General features: G+C 70.3%; 14 protein-coding genes. 5 read left to right on the top strand and 9 right to left on the bottom strand.

The features are described from left to right. Positions 1 to 84 precede the first annotated feature (84 nt). Entirely contained in the window at positions 85 to 840 is a 756-nt protein-coding gene (locus ACIBO2_RS45095; RefSeq protein ID WP_397304243.1) for an SDR family oxidoreductase, read from the top strand. Positions 841 to 996: 156 nt separating this feature from the next. On the opposite strand, the gene ACIBO2_RS45090 is transcribed toward ACIBO2_RS45095, so the two are convergent. The 8 genes from ACIBO2_RS45090 to argH are packed head-to-tail and all read right to left on the bottom strand — an operon-like array spanning position 997 to position 8,454. Next, complete coding sequence (locus ACIBO2_RS45090; RefSeq protein WP_397304242.1) at positions 997 to 2,289, bottom strand: MmgE/PrpD family protein; 1,293 nt, start codon at positions 2,287 to 2,289, stop codon at positions 997 to 999. Between the two features lie 43 nt (positions 2,290 to 2,332). Further along, a complete protein-coding gene (locus tag ACIBO2_RS45085; RefSeq protein ID WP_358532748.1) occupies positions 2,333 to 3,172 on the bottom strand; it encodes a polysaccharide deacetylase in 840 nt (279 codons plus the stop codon). Between the two features lie 37 nt (positions 3,173 to 3,209). Beyond that, positions 3,210 to 4,031 carry a polysaccharide deacetylase gene (locus ACIBO2_RS45080; RefSeq protein ID WP_397304241.1) on the bottom strand — a complete coding sequence of 274 codons (822 nt, stop codon included), beginning with the start codon at positions 4,029 to 4,031 and terminating at the stop codon, positions 3,210 to 3,212. Next, the gene (locus tag ACIBO2_RS45075; protein ID WP_358532742.1) at positions 4,028 to 4,882 is read right to left on the bottom strand and encodes an ABC transporter substrate-binding protein; all 855 of its coding nucleotides are present in this window, start codon (positions 4,880 to 4,882) and stop codon (positions 4,028 to 4,030) included. The genes ACIBO2_RS45080 and ACIBO2_RS45075 overlap by 4 nt, the downstream gene beginning before the upstream one ends. Before the next feature lie 9 nt (positions 4,883 to 4,891). Beyond that, positions 4,892 to 5,644 (bottom strand): amino acid ABC transporter ATP-binding protein, encoded by a 753-nt coding sequence (locus ACIBO2_RS45070; RefSeq protein WP_358532740.1) that lies wholly within the window; start codon positions 5,642 to 5,644, stop codon positions 4,892 to 4,894. Further along, positions 5,641 to 6,462, bottom strand: coding sequence for an amino acid ABC transporter permease (locus tag ACIBO2_RS45065; RefSeq protein ID WP_358439145.1), 822 nt, complete (start codon positions 6,460 to 6,462; stop codon positions 5,641 to 5,643). The genes ACIBO2_RS45070 and ACIBO2_RS45065 overlap by 4 nt, the downstream gene beginning before the upstream one ends. 10 nt (positions 6,463 to 6,472) lie before the next feature. Continuing rightward, complete coding sequence (locus tag ACIBO2_RS45060) at positions 6,473 to 7,039, bottom strand: XRE family transcriptional regulator (RefSeq protein ID WP_358532737.1); 567 nt, start codon at positions 7,037 to 7,039, stop codon at positions 6,473 to 6,475. Then, the gene (gene argH / locus ACIBO2_RS45055; protein ID WP_397304240.1) at positions 7,036 to 8,454 is read right to left on the bottom strand and encodes an argininosuccinate lyase; all 1,419 of its coding nucleotides are present in this window, start codon (positions 8,452 to 8,454) and stop codon (positions 7,036 to 7,038) included. The genes ACIBO2_RS45060 and argH overlap by 4 nt, the downstream gene beginning before the upstream one ends. Before the next feature lie 107 nt (positions 8,455 to 8,561). On the opposite strand from argH, the gene speB reads away from it, so the two are divergent. Both speB and ACIBO2_RS45045 read left to right on the top strand, forming a co-directional pair. Then, positions 8,562 to 9,494, top strand: coding sequence for an agmatinase (gene speB, locus ACIBO2_RS45050; RefSeq protein ID WP_397304239.1), 933 nt, complete (start codon positions 8,562 to 8,564; stop codon positions 9,492 to 9,494). Continuing rightward, the gene (locus ACIBO2_RS45045) at positions 9,491 to 11,065 is read left to right on the top strand and encodes a thiamine pyrophosphate-binding protein (RefSeq protein ID WP_397304238.1); all 1,575 of its coding nucleotides are present in this window, start codon (positions 9,491 to 9,493) and stop codon (positions 11,063 to 11,065) included. Before speB ends, ACIBO2_RS45045 begins: the two co-directional genes overlap by 4 nt. A gap of 47 nt (positions 11,066 to 11,112) precedes the next feature. On the opposite strand, the gene ACIBO2_RS45040 is transcribed toward ACIBO2_RS45045, so the two are convergent. Then, positions 11,113 to 11,958, bottom strand: a complete 846-nt coding sequence (locus ACIBO2_RS45040; protein ID WP_397304237.1) for an AraC family transcriptional regulator — start codon at positions 11,956 to 11,958, stop codon at positions 11,113 to 11,115. A 147-nt stretch (positions 11,959 to 12,105) separates the two neighbouring features. On the opposite strand from ACIBO2_RS45040, the gene ACIBO2_RS45035 reads away from it, so the two are divergent. Together ACIBO2_RS45035 and ACIBO2_RS45030 are read left to right on the top strand one after the other, a co-directional pair. Then, positions 12,106 to 13,071: a DMT family transporter gene (locus ACIBO2_RS45035; protein WP_358532722.1), complete on the top strand. Its 966-nt coding sequence runs from the start codon at positions 12,106 to 12,108 to the stop codon at positions 13,069 to 13,071. Between the two features lie 272 nt (positions 13,072 to 13,343). After that, the gene (locus tag ACIBO2_RS45030) at positions 13,344 to 14,207 is read left to right on the top strand and encodes a M23 family metallopeptidase (protein ID WP_397304236.1); all 864 of its coding nucleotides are present in this window, start codon (positions 13,344 to 13,346) and stop codon (positions 14,205 to 14,207) included. The last annotated feature ends 39 nt before the right edge of the window (positions 14,208 to 14,246 follow it).

The following is a 14,246-nucleotide window of genomic DNA, read 5'->3' as shown; positions in this document are numbered from 1 at the left end:
GGCTGTCACAGGCCGAGAGGCTGCCCTGTCTTAGCTCGCGGACCGGCCGGCACATGGGTGCCCCGGCGGGCAGGAAGGCTCATCATGAAGATCGTGGTAATCGGCGGGACCGGCCTGATCGGGTCGAAGCTCGTGACGAAGCTGAGAGAACACGGCCACGAGGCGGTGGCGGCCTCGCCGAACACCGGCGTGAACACGCTCACCGGCGAAGGTCTGGACGAGGTGCTGACCGACGCGGCCGTGGTGATCGACGTGTCGAACTCGCCGTCGTTCGAGCGGGCCGCGGTGATGGAGTTCTTCGAGACCTCCACCCGCAACCTGCTCGCCGCGGAGGCCGCGGCCGGGGTCGACCACCACGTCGCGCTGTCGGTCGTGGGCACCGAGCGGATGCCGGACAACGGCTACTTCGCCGCGAAGATCGCCCAGGAGCAGCTGATCGAGAAGTCGGGGATCCCGTTCTCGCTCGTGCACGCGACGCAGTTCTTCGAGTTCGTCCGCGGCATCGCCGACGAGGCCACGGACGGCGACCAGGTACGGATCGCGCCCGTGCTGTTCCAGCCCATGGCGGGCGAAGACGTCGCCGAGGCGATCGGCCGCGTCGCGGTGGGCGCACCGCTGAACCGCCGGATGGAGATCGCCGGGCCGGAGCAGTCGCGAATGGATGAGTTCTTCCGCGACGCCCTGGCCGCCTGGGGCGACCCGCGTACGGTGGTCACCGACCCGCACGCGCGCTACTTCGGCACCGAACCGGGCGAGCGGACGCTGGTGCCCGCCGACGGCGCCAGCCTCGGCCGAATCCACTACCGCGACTGGCTGAGCCAGAACGCCACCGGAAAGTAGATCTACGCGGGCGGAGCCACCAGTTCGGAGATCGACTCCAGTGCGTCGAAGCGGGTGAACTCCTCGCGGGGCTCCCGTGCGCGGGTGCGGTAGGAGGGCGTCGAGAGGACCGCGTCCACGGCCGTACGGACCGCGGCGTAATCGGCCAGGAAGGAATCAGGACAGGAGCGGGAGAAGGTCCCGCGCGTCCGGCTGGGTGTCGAGGGTCATGACCTTGTCCACCAGGCGCTCCCGGCCCGGTGCGAGGCCGTGGAACTTGGCGAGCAGCCGCTCGTCGGAGAGCGGGTTGGTGGGGGTACCGAGGGGATCGTTCACCCTGGCCCGCCGGACGGCGCCCGAGGTCGTGGTGACGGTCAGGGTCGGCTCGTCGATGCCGCCCATCTCCGGGTCCACCTCCAGGTCGATGAGGTTCATGAGCTCGGCGGCCCGAGGGTCGCTTCGCCGTTCGGGGGCGTAGGCGGCCAGGTCGGCGTCGCCGTACAGGACTCTGGCCGCGATGCCGTACGGCAGGCTCAGCTGTGCGCGGGAGAGGGTGGCGACGTCCCGGCCGCCGCACATGTCGGCCACGAGCGGGCTCAGCCGCACGTGAATGCGGGCGATCTCACCGGCGTGCAGGTCCAAGCCGCCGATCGCGTCGATGGCGGAGTGAGTGCTGCGGCAGGACGCGTACGGCTTGATGGAGCAGCGCGAGATCCGCCACACCGTGCCGAGATCGCGGGTCAGCGCGCCGGGGTCGGCGTCGGCGCCCGCGTAGGTCCGCAGGAAGCCGCCCCATACGTCGTCGAAGATCCGGTCGGGGCCGCTCGTGCCGGACGCGGCCAGCAGCGCGGCGGTCAGTCCGCCCTCGGCGGCGCGGCCCGCGTGCAGCCGTTTGCTCGCCGCGCCGTCATGTACGAAGGCCCACAGGCCGCCGGAGAAGCTGGCCGCCAGCCCCAGCGCGTGGGCGGCCCGCTCGCTGTCCAACCCCAGCAGCCGCGCGCTCGCCGCCGCCGCGCCGAACGTGCCGCAGGTGCCCGTCGAGTGCCAGCCGGCCTCGTTGTGTGCGGCGTAACCGCCACACGCCTCCAGCGCGCGGCGGGCCACGTCATACCCCAGGACGACCGCCGCCAGCAGCTCGGCACCGCTGACCGGGCGGTCGGCGAGGCTGAGGCAGGCCAGCGCGGCGGGCACCACCACGGCCCCCGAATGATCGCAGCCGCCGGTGTCGTCGAGTTCGAGCGCGTGCGCGGCGACGCCGTTGAGCAGCGCCGCGTCGCGCGGCGCCACGGTCAGCCCGGTCCCCCAGACGGGTGCGGGCCCGGGGCCGGCCAGGCCGGGAGCGGGGGTGGCGGCCCCGGCCAGGGCCGCGCCCAGCGTGTCGAGGAGGTGCCGCTTGGCCCGCTCGACCACGTCGGGCGGCAGCGGCGGGGGCCCCGCGACCAGGTCGGCGAGCGGGAGGAGTGGAGTCATGAAGGCAGTTCCGCGATGAGGCCAGACAGCGGGAGGGGTGGGGTCACGAGGTCAGCTCCGCGAAGACGTCGGCGGGGTGGCCGGGTTCGTTGCCCGTGCGGGTGGCGCGCCAGTGGTCGGCCACCTGGCTGCCGGTCGCGAACCACACGCCGGGCCGCTCACGCATGACCGACAGCAGCGAGCGCAGGAGCCCGATGCGGCCGGGCGTGCCGATCACCTCGGGCTGCAGGCGCAGCACGTAGCAGAGGCCGAAGCGGTGGTAGGCGTCGAACTCCTGGGTCCAGTTCTCCAGCACGGCGGCGTAGGGGGCGATGCGCGACTGCCCGGTGGGGAAGGGCGGGTCGAGGTTGAACATGAAGTAGGGGTGGTCCTCCAGCTCGTGGTGGAGCGGGATCTCCACCAGGCCGGCGGGATGGAAGTACGGCAGGTCGTCGCCTCGCCAGGAGGAGGACCAGTCGATGCCGAGCGCGGGCAGCTCGGCCGCGAGCCCCGGCTTCCATTCGCCGATCGGCGTGCGGAAGCCGCGCGGGAGCGAGCCGGTCACCTCGGCCAGCGCGTCCTGGCCGCGTCTGATCGCGTCGAGCTGCCCGGCGAGGTCGAGCGGGTCGAAGTCCTCGTGCGCGTGGCCGTGGTTGGCGATCTCGTGGCCGGCCTGCTCTACCTCGCGGATCAGCCCGGCGTGCAGGCCGGGCACGAACCACGTCGACGGCACCCCGTCCAGCGCTCCGAGCAGCCGCTCGACGCCGCGGGTCGCGCCGTACTGTCCGACGGACAGGGTCTTGACGCGGTCGCGGGTGCTCGGGTCGGCGGCCAGGATCGCCAGCTCGGCGTCGAGATCGACGGTGATCAGTACGGCGCAGCGCGCCTCATCGGGCCAGGTCATGCCGCTCCTCTCAGACGGCGAGGTCATGCCGCTCCTTTCAGACGGCCAGGTCATGCCGTTCCTTCCACCAGGTGGCCACGTCCACGCCGGTGGCGAACCAGACGTCGTCGTGCGCGCGCATGTGCTCGAACAGCCGCTCCAGCAGCAGGATCCGGCCCGGCTTGCCGGACACCTTGGGGTGCCACAGCGTGCTCAGGCACAGGCCCTCCGCGTGGTAGCCGTCGAACTCGCGCTTGTAGTTGTCGAGCGTCGAGCCGTAGCCCGCGATGCGATCCAGCCCGGCCGGGTAGTCGGGGCGGCGGGTGTAGGCCAGATAGGCGTAGTCGTCCATGTCCCAGCGGACCGGGATCTCCACCAGCCCGCCCGGGTGCAGGTAGGGGCGGTCGTCGCCGCGCATCGAGCTGGAGTAGAGGAACCCCTCCTCGGCCAGGATCCGCGCGGTCACCGGCGACCAGTCGCCCGACGGCGTACGGAAGCCGACCGCCTCGACGCCGAGCACGTCCTTGAACACGGCCTGGCTGCGCGTGAGGATCTCGCGCTGCTCGGCCTCGGTCTTGCCGTAGTACGGCTCGTGCCGGTAGCCGTGGTGCGCCATCTCGTGCCCGCGCTCCACGATCATCCGGCAGCGCTCCGGCCAGGTCTCCACCACCCAGGCGGGCGTGTAGAAGGTGGCGGGCAGCTCGAAGGCGTCCAGCAGGTCGAGGATCCTGGGCAGCGCCCGCCACGGCCCGTACGAACCGAGCGTGAAGTATTCGGGTTTGGCGAGGATGCTGCCGTTCAGCATCGCCGCCCCCGTCGGCCCGTCGAGGTCGAAGGCCAGCGACACGCACGACTTCTTCCCGTACGGCCAGCGACTCACGTGGGCGAGCCGTTGAGGGTGACCTGCTTGATGGCGTTGTCCTTGAGGCCCCACTTGTCGAGCAGCTGCTCGTAGGTGCCGTCCTTCTGCAGGGCGCCGAGTGCCTTGATGACCGCGTCGCGCAGGCGGGTGTCCTGCTTGCCGAATCCCATGCCCTGGTTGACCGCGGTGAACGGGTCGCCGACGACGTTGAACTTGCCGGGGTCCTGCTTGGCGATGTAGGGGAGAGTCTCGCTGCCCTGTACGGCGGCGTCGAGCCTGCCCTGGGTGAGCTGGGTACGCGCGTCCGCGGAGCCCTCCGTGCCGACGACCTTGATCGGCTTACTGGAGCAGTTCTGCTCGCTCCACTTCTTGATCTCGTCAGGGAAGGACGTGCGGCGGCTGGCGCCCACCGTCTTGCCGCACAGGTCCTTCGGATCGGCGACCTTGGTCGTGGAGAAGAACTGCGCGCCCGAGGTCATGTAGCCGACGAGGTCGAGCGTCTTGCGGCGCTCGGGCAGGTCGCTCATCCCCGAGAGGATCATGTCGATCCGCCCGGTGGTGACCGCGCTCTGCAACTGCTCGAACGACGTCTCTTGCCACTTGAACGTGACGCCGAGCTGCTTGCCGATGGCGTTGCCGAGGTCGATGTCGAAGCCGGTGAGCTGGTTGGTCGAGGGGTCCTTGAACTCCAGCGGCGGGTAGTTGGGCACGTTGCCGACCACCACCGTCTTGGACTCGGCGATCTTCGGCGGGAGCCCGCCGCTCGATTCGGCCTTGAGGTCCTTCGGCGCCTGCGCGGTGCAGGCGGTCGCGGCCACGGCGAGGCAGGCGAGGAGGAGGATGGGACGAGACCGGATGGGAGAAGACAAGGTGAACTCCTAGAGAACCGCTGAAAGGAAGGTTTTCGTACGCTCGTGGGTGGGGTTGACCAGCACCTGGTCGGGGGTGCCCGTCTCGATGACGCGGCCGTCGTCCATGAACACGACCTGGTTGGCGACCTCTTTGGCGAACCCCAGCTCGTGGGTGACGACGACCATGGTCATGCCGGAGGCGGCCAGGTCGCGCATGACCGCCAGCACCTCGCCGACCAGCTCCGGGTCGAGCGCCGAGGTGGGCTCGTCGAACAGCATCAGCCGCGGCCGCATCGCCAGCGCGCGGGCGATCGCGACCCGCTGCTGCTGCCCGCCGGACAGGGTCGAGGGGTAGGCGTCGGCTTTGTCCTTTAGCCCCACCCGCTCCAACAGCTCCAGCGCACGGGTCCTGGCGGTGTCGCGCGATTCGCGCAGCACTCTGATCGGGCCCTCGACCACGTTCTCCAGCGCGGTCATGTGCGGGAACAGGTTGAAGCGCTGGAACACCATCCCGATCGGCCGCCGCTGCTTGGCGATCTGGGCGTCGCTGAGCTGGTGCAGCTTCCCATCGCGCTCCGTCCACCCGAGCAGCTCGCCGTCGACCCAGGCGGCGCCCTCGTCGATCGTCTCCAGCTGGTTGATGCAGCGCAGGAACGTGCTCTTGCCCGAGCCGGACGGCCCGATGACGCACAGCACCTCGCCGGCGGCCACCTCCAGCGAGATGCCCTTGAGCACGTGGTGGGCGCCGAAGCGCTTGTGGACGTCGACCGCCTTGATCATTTCCTCACCCCTCGGGAGAAGCGGCGCTCGACGACCAGCTGGCCCAGACTGAGGATGGTGACCACGATCAGGTACCAGAACGTCGCCACGAACAGCAGCTCCATGACGCGGTTGTTGGCGTAGTAGATGTTCTGGGCGCTGTGCAGCACCTCCTGGTACTGGATCGCGCTGGCCAGCGACGTGAGTTTCACCATGCTGATGAACTCGTTGCCGATCGGCGGCAGGATGACCCGCATCGCCTGCGGCAGCACGATCCTGCGCATCGTCTGGAAGCGCGTCATCCCGATCGCCTGCGCGGCCTCGGTCTGCCCCTGGTCGACCGAGAGGATGCCGCCGCGTACCACCTCGGAGGTGTAGGCGCCCTGGCAGATGCCCAGCCCGAGCAGCGCGGCGACGAACGGGGTCATCAGGTCGACCGTGCGCGCCTCGACGATGCCGGGGATGACGAAGTAGGGGAAGACCAGCGCCAGGTTGAACCAGAGGAACAGCTGCAGCAGCTGCGGCGTGCCACGGAAGATCCACGTGTAGAGGGCTGAAACGGCGCGGGTGACGGGGTTCTGCGACATCCGCATCACCGCGAACAGCACGCCCAGAGCCACCCCGACGATCATGGCGAGCACGGCCATCACGATGGTGTTGACCACGCCGGTCAGGATGGCCTCCGCGGTCAGGTACTGCCCGACCACGCTCCACTCGATCTGCCCGCCGGCGAACGAGACGACGATCGCCACGAGGGCGGCCACCACGAGGATCGCCGCCACGTAGCGGCCGTAGTGCTTGCGCGCCACCCGGGGCAGGTGGGCGACATCTGTGGACATGGGGATCTCCTCAGGAGCGAGAGGTCAGAGCGGGTGACAGCACCCACAGGACTCGGGCGACCTCATCGCCGGGGTTGGTGAAGGTGTGGGGGGTGTCGCCGGGGAACAGGAACGAGTCGCCCTCGCACATCTCGACCCGCTCGCCCGCGGCCTCGATCGTGAACAGCCCCTTGAGGACGTGCACGAACTCGATGTCGACGGGAAGCGTGTACGGCTCGCGGCCCGACCCGCCGCCCGGCTCGATCTCGCTGAGCAGGACCAGCAGCCTGCTCTCGTCCTTGGGCGTCAGCTGGTACTCGGTCATGCCGCTGCCGCCGAACTCGAGCCTGGCCCGGCTCTCGGACCTGACCAGCCGCCCGGCCGAGCCGGCGAACAGGTCGGCCACGTCCAGGTCGAGCGCCTCGCACAGGCGCAGCAGGGAGGCGACCGAGATGGACACCTGGCCGCGCTCGAACCTGGACAGGAAGCCCTTGGTGAGCCTGGCCCGCTCGGCCACCTCGGTGAGGCTGAGCCGGCGCCGGCGCCGCAGCTCACGGGCCCGCGGACCCAGCCCGGGCGAGTCCGGAAGCAGGATCACGTGGCGGGACCCTGGTAGTCGCGGGCCCAGGCGCGCTGCCGCGCCAGCACGTCGGTGAGGCGGTCGATCTGCTCAAGGACCCGGTCGGGGGAGGTGGCGCCGTAGCCGGAACGCGCCGCGAGAGCCGCCTCGACGGTGAGGTGCGGACGCACGTCCGGCGTCAGCCGCGCGTCCACCGCGGCCAGGTCGGCGTCCGACAGTTCGTGCAGGTCCAGGCCCTTGTCCTCGCACGTTCGCACGAGCACGCCGGTGATCTCGTGGGCCTCGCTGAACGGCACGCCGCGGCGCGAGAGCCAGTCGGCCGCCTCGGTGGCCAGCGTGAAGCCCTCGGTCGCCTGCCCGCGCAGCTCGTCGACGTTCACCGACAGGGTGCGTACCAGCCCGGCCATGGCGGGCAGCACGATCACCAGGGTGTCCACGGTGTCGAAGACGGCCGCCTTGTCCTCGGCCAGATCCCGGTTGTAGGCCAGCGGCATCGCCTTCAGCGTCGCCATCAGGCCGTTGAGGTTGCCGAGCAGGCGGCCCGCCTTGCCCCGGGTGAGCTCGGCGATGTCGGGGTTCTTCTTCTGCGGCATGATCGAGCTGCCGGTGGCGAAGGAGTCGTGCAGCTCCACCCAGCGGAACTGGCGCGAGGCCCAGGTGCAGATCTCCTCGGACAGCCGCGACAGGTTCACCCCCAGCATCGAGGCGGCGAACAGGAACTCGGCCACGTGGTCGCGGCTGGCGACGGCGTCGATGGAGTTCTCGCACGGCCCGTCATAGCCCAGCTCGGCGGCCGACAGCTCCGGATGTACGGCTATCGCCGACCCGGCCAGCGCCGCCGAGCCCAGCGGGGAGCGGGCGGTGCGCCGGTCCCAGTCCGCCAGTCGGTCGGCGTCGCGGGCGAACGCCTGCGCGTGGGCCAGCAGCTGGTGCCCGAACACGATCGGCTGGGCGGGCTGCAGGTGGGTGAAGCCGGGCGCCGCGGTACGGATGTGCGTGCGGGCCTGCTCAACCAGGCTGTCCTGCAGCTCGGCCAGTGCCAGGACCAGCTTCCTGGCGTGATCGCGCAGGTACAACCGCAGGTCGTTGGCCGTCTGGTCGTTGCGCGAGCGGCCGGCGCGCAGCTTGCCGCCTACCTCGCCCAGCCGCTCGACCAGGACCCGCTCCAGGAAGGTGTGCACGTCCTCGTCTGAGTCGTTCGGGCCGACGCGCCCGGCGCGTACGTCCTCGTCCAGCGTGTCGATCCCCGCCAGCAGCCGCTCCGCCTCGGCCGCGTCGACGATCTCGGCCCTGAGCAGCTCACGGACGTGGGAGCGCGAGCCCGCCAGATCGTAAGCCGACATGCGGAAGTAGCTGTCGGGCGAACGGGACAGGGCGAGCAGGGACGGGTCGGCGGGCGAGCGGAAGCGTCCACCCCAGAGCTTTTCGGACAACGCGGTTGCCTTCCGGTAAACGAGGTTTTCCGACATAGTGGTCTGCGGCGCCAAGGGTGTCAATAGCAGCCTTTGTCCAGAAACGTGCTGTTCACAGGGGGAGTTACATGTCTCAGGGACCCGTCGACGCCTCGCAGGTGCCACGCTTCGCGGGGCCCGACACCTATGCCCGGTTGCCCCGCATCGACCAGGTGGAGCGGGCCGATGTCGCGATCGTGGGCGTGCCGTTCGACAGCGGGGTCTCCTACCGTCCCGGCGCCCGCTTCGGCCCGGCCGCGGTGCGTCAGGGCAGCAAGCTGATCAGGCCCTACAACCCGGCGCTGGACGTCTCGCCGTTCGCCGACCTCCAGGTCGCCGACGCCGGGGACATCGCGTGCAACCCGTTCGACATCGGCCAGGCCATCGACACGATCGAGCAGGCCGCCGGGGAGTTCGAGGCCAAGCTCGTCACCATCGGCGGCGACCACACCATCGCGCTGCCGCTCCTGCGTGACGTCCACCGCAAGCACGGGCCGGTGGCGCTGCTGCACTTCGACGCCCACCTGGACACCTGGGACACCTACTTCGGCGCCGAGTACACCCACGGCACGCCGTTCCGCCGCGCGGTGGAGGAGGGCATCCTGGACACCGAGGCGCTCAGCCACGTCGGCATCAGAGGGCCGCTGTACGGCAAGGCCGACCTGGACGAGGACCGCAGGCTCGGCTTCGGCATCGTCACCTCGGCCGACGTCATGCGGCGCGGCCCCGACGAGATCGCCGACGCCCTGCGCCAGCGGATCGGCGAGCGCCCGCTCTACATCTCCGTCGACATCGACGCGCTCGACCCGGCCCACGCTCCGGGCACGGGCACCCCGGAGGCGGGCGGCCTGACCAGCCGCGAGCTGCTGGAGATCTTGCGCGGGCTGTCGGGTTGCAATCTCGTCGGCGCCGATGTGGTGGAGGTGGCGCCCGCCTACGACCACGCCGAGATCACCTCGGTCGCGGCCGCGCACGTCGCCTATGACCTGATCAGCCTGTTCGCGCTGGGGAAGCGGGCATGAGAACCGGGGGAGACCTGGTCGCCGAGACCCTGGTCGCGCTCGGCGCCACGACCGTGTTCGGTGAGCCGGGTCAGCACGCGCTCGCCATGTTCGACGCGCTGCGCCGCTCGCCGTTGCGCTACGTCGGATGCCGCACCGAACTGGGCGTCGCCTTCGCCGCCGACGGCCACGCTCGGGCCGCCGGGACGGTGACCCCGTTCATGGTCTCCACCGGCCCTGGCGCGCTGGCGACCCTGCCCGCCCTGATGGAGTCGCGCCTGGCTTGCGCGCCGGTGGTCGGCATCTCCAGCCAGATCCCGTCCGACGGGCTGGGCGGCCGCAGGAAGGGGTACCTGCACGAACTGCCCGACCAGGCGGCCTCCTTCCGTGGCGTGGCCAAGTCGGTGCAGGTCGTAAGGGCGGCTTCACAGATCCCGTCCGCCCTGGCCCTGGCCTGGGAGGCGGCGCTCAGCGTGCCGCAAGGTCCGGCGTGGGTGGAGATCCCGCAGGACATCCTGCTCGCGCCGACGGACATCCCGGTGGTGGCCGACCTGAGCGTGCGTCCGCGCACGCCACAGCCCCGTGCCGAGCTGGTACGGCAGGCCGTACAGGCGCTCGACGCCGCGTCCAACCCGGTCATCCTGGCCGGCGGCGGGGTCGCGTTGTCCGGGGCGGGTCCGGAGCTCCTCGCCCTGGCCGAGCGGCTGCGCGCCCCAGTGGCCACCACATTCGCCGCGAAGGGCGTCTTCCCTCGCGAACATCCGTTGTCGCTGCAGTCATGGCTGGAGGACCGCTTCGTCACCGAGTTCCTCGAAGAGGCGGACGTGCTGCTGGTCGCCGGTTCGGGGCTGGGGGAGCTGTCCAGCAACTACCACACGATGCGCCCGCGCGGCCGCGTCATCCACATCGAGGCCGACCCCGGCAAGCTGGAGGCCAACACGAGCGGTTCGCTCGCCGTACACGCCGACGCCAAGGCGACGCTGGGCGCGCTCGCCGAGGCGGTGCGACACAGGGAAGGCGACGGGCGGGCGGAAGCGGCCGTGGCGGACGTGCTGCGGCGGGTGCGCGACCGGCTCAACGGCCACGAGCAGGAGTTCGCGCTCCTGGCGTCGATCCCGTCCGACGTGCTGTCCTTCTGGGACATGACCATCCTCACCTACTGGGCGTGGTCGGCCTTCCCCGGCCACATGTGGTCGGCGCAGGGCGCGGGCGGCCTCGGGTACGGACTGCCCGCCGCGGTCGGCGCGGCGGCTTCCGGACAGCGCGCGCTCGCGATCTCGGGCGACGGCGGCGCGATGTACGGCCTGGCGGAACTGGCCACCATGCGCCAGCACGACCTGGACGTCACCTGGCTGATCGTCGACGACGGGGGTTACGGCATCCTGCGGGAGTACATGACCGGCGCGTTCGGCACTCCGACCGGCACCGAACTGGTCCGGCCGGACTTCGCCGCCCTGGCCGCGTCGTTCGGGGTCCCGGCCCGCGTCGTCACGCCCGCGTCCCTGGCTGACGAGCTCGCCGATGCCCTGGCAGAGCCGGGCCCGAACGTCGTGATCCTGCACGCCAGCCCTCGCATGTTCGCCGGCACCTAAGACCGCCATCCCGCACGTCGTCGGCAGCGGCATCAGCGTGGCGAGCCTCAGGCCCTCGCCAGGCGGTATTGGGCGGGCGTGACGCCGTACGAGCGGGTGAACCAACGAGTGAGATGGGCCTGGTCGGTGAATCCGACCTCGCTCGCGACCCGGGCCGCGGGCCGTCCCCGGGCGAGCAGGCGGCGAGCGGCACGCAGGCGCAGTTGGCGCTGGTAGTCGCTGGGCGCCAGCCCGTACGTCGTGCGGAAGGCCCGGTAGACGGCGTACCGGCTGGAGCCGGTCCAGGCCGCGAGGTCGTCGGCGTTGATCGGCTCGCTGTAGCAGTCGTCGATCAGCTCGCGGGCCCTCGCGGCGAGATAAGCGGCAGTGGCCGCGCGGAGGGTGGCGGGTGGTTCGGGGGGCCTGCGCGCGGCGAGGCGGACAAGGGCGGCGATCGTGCCGGAGAGCAGTTCGTCGCGCTCGAGCGGGTCGGCGCCGCCCAGCAGCGCGGTGTGCAGGTCGCGTAGCCGCGTCGCCAGGGCGGGAGAGTCGAGGACCGGGCTGGCGAACAGCGGCAATCCGGCGGGACGCTGCGTCACGTCGGTGAGGACGTCGGTGATCAGCTCCTGGCCGATGTGCACGATCCGATAGGTGAATCCCAGCTCGTGGGCCGCATGCCCGTCGTGGACCTCGTCGGGATTGAACACCATGACCATCCCGGCCGCGCTCGTATGCCCGGCGCCGCGGCAGGTGAAGGTCTGCGCGCCCTGCTCGGTGACACCGAAGGAGTAGGTCTCGTGGCTGTGGCGGTGATAGCGGTGGCTGAGGAAGCGCGCGTACATGGCCTCCAGCGGCATCTCGGCCGAGCGCCAATAGCTGGTCCATTCCCGGGCCGCGTGGCCCCTGCCGGTCATCTCGTCATCACCTCGTTCCCTGTGCGTACGACTCGCGGCGCACGAGCGTACAAGACCGGCCTTTCGCCTGGAGCACAGGATGGTCGCTGCTGTCGCGCCCGCCTCCTCGATCCTCGGGCGCGGAAAGACGCGTTGCGGAGGTTCCCCATGGCGGACACGGAAACGAGTGGCGCGGGCCGGACCCGGCCCTACCTACTGCTGGCCACGACGATGCTGTTGTGGGGAAGCGGCTTCAGCAGCTCCAAGGTGATCGTGGATCACCTGCCCCACTCCGTGGTCGCGACGTTGCGTTTCGGCGGTGGAGCTCTGGCACTCCTGGTCGCCCTGCGGTTGTCCCGGCAACTCGGTGGTGCCCGCCGGCGGTCGTCGACACGGGACTGGGTACGGGCCGCCGGGGCGGGCGTGATCGGGGTTTTCGCCTACAACCTGTTCTTCTTCTGGGGGCTGTCACTCGCGCCGGCGATCGACGGAAGCAGCATCGTCCCGGTCATGAGTCCCGTGCTGACCACCGCCTTTCTGCTGATCACCCGACAGGAGAACGCGTCGGTGGCGCGGGTGGCCGGGTTGGCGACCGGAGCGGTCGGCGCACTGATCTTCTTCGCGGGTTCGGCCGGAGCCGCGGGCGCGGGCCAGGCCCGGCTCGCCGGTGATCTGCTGTTCCTGCTCAGCGCCTGTTGCTGGGCGGCGTTCACGCTGTCCGGTCGCCGCGTACTCGCCGGCATCGAGCCGCTCAAGGCGACGACGTACGCGACGCTGAGCGGGGCGGTGCTGCTGGCGATCTACAGCGCGCCGGCGGCCACCGAGGTCGCCTGGCAGGATGTGCCCGCCTACGTCTGGCTGAACGTCGTCTTCGTGGCGCTCGGCCCGACCGCCGTGGCGAACCTGCTCTACTACCGGGGCATTCACGCCGTGGGTCCCGCGTCGGCGTCCATCATGATGTTCGTCGTGCCCGTCGTCGGGACCGCGTGCTCGGCCGTGTTCCTGGGTGAGTCCTTCGATACGGTGCAGGCCACGGGAGCGGCCGTGCTCCTCGTCGGCGCGGTCCTCGCCGTCACCCAGGGCAGGTTCCGGGCGCGGCGGCCCGACGCCGCCGCTCGGCAACCCACCTCTTAGCGATGCGCTATGCGGGGGTTATGCGGGTGATATGCGGGCCCTCGATTACGGTCTGCTTCTTATGTCGACCGTTCGCCCTGAAGGCGGCCTTCCCTTCCGATAGAACGGGATCACCATGCCGCCGACGTAGTCCTGTCCCCACAGGACTCTTGGCATCAAGGAACTGGGCGCCTAACCGTATCCCCCCATACGCACCTGTTCAGAGAGAAGTGAGCATGCTTGCAACCGGCAGGCCGACCTGGCCGAAGACGCTTAAACTTGCCGTCCTTGCTGTGTCAGTCACTTTCGCGGCGGCAGCGCTGATTCCCCAGGCCGCCTCAGCGCAGAGCACCAGCGTCATGGCCGTGTCCCACAAGAGCCCGTTCAACTGTGGGAAGACCTTCAACGCCAACAACTGGACCGGGACCCCCGCCCACAACCCATCGGGCTCCATCGACTGGCAGAACTATGGAAGCGATCCCATCAACGGTGAGACCGTACGGGCCACCGCCGCGGGCACCGCGACGTTCTACAACGCGGGAAACACCAGTTACGGCAGGTGGGTGGAGATCCGTCACAGTGACGGCACCAGGACCCGGTACGCCCACCTCGCGACCCAGGTGAAGTCGGCTGGCAGCTCCATGACCGTCAGCCAGGGCACCGTGATCGGGACCGTCGGCTCGACGGGCGGCTCCAAGGCTCCCCACCTGCACTACGAACAGCGCACCTCCTCCGGCGCGATGGACACCAGCCCGACCGTTGAGGGCGTGACCGTGTCCTTGGGCACGAAGAAGGCCATCAAGAGCACCAACGGTTGCGGCGGGGGCGGCACTCCCAACCCCAACACCCCCGAGAGTGTCTGCGGCAGCGGTTTCACCGTCATCGACTCAGCCGCTCTGACGGGTGGCCGCACCTACCTGCTGTACAACTCGGGCAACGGCACCAACTGCGTCGCGACGCTGAAGACGACGAACCTCGGTAAGGCGTCGGCGGTATCGGCCTTCCTGGAGCCGCAAGGGGCAACCAGAAGGACCGACTCGGGCAGTTTCGCCTACTACGCGGGGCCGGTGAAACTCAGCGCTCCCGGAAAGTGCGTCAAGTGGGGCGGCTCGGTCGGCAGCAGCACGTACACCAGCCCCTTCGAACACTGCGACTGACCTGATGCTCGGTCGCTGAAGCGTTCTGGCGAAGGCCAC

It is taken from the genome of Nonomuraea sp. NPDC050022, assembly GCF_044460705.1.
Lineage (GTDB): Bacteria > Actinomycetota > Actinomycetes > Streptosporangiales > Streptosporangiaceae > Nonomuraea.
This window is presented reverse-complemented; position numbering and strand designations above follow the sequence as displayed.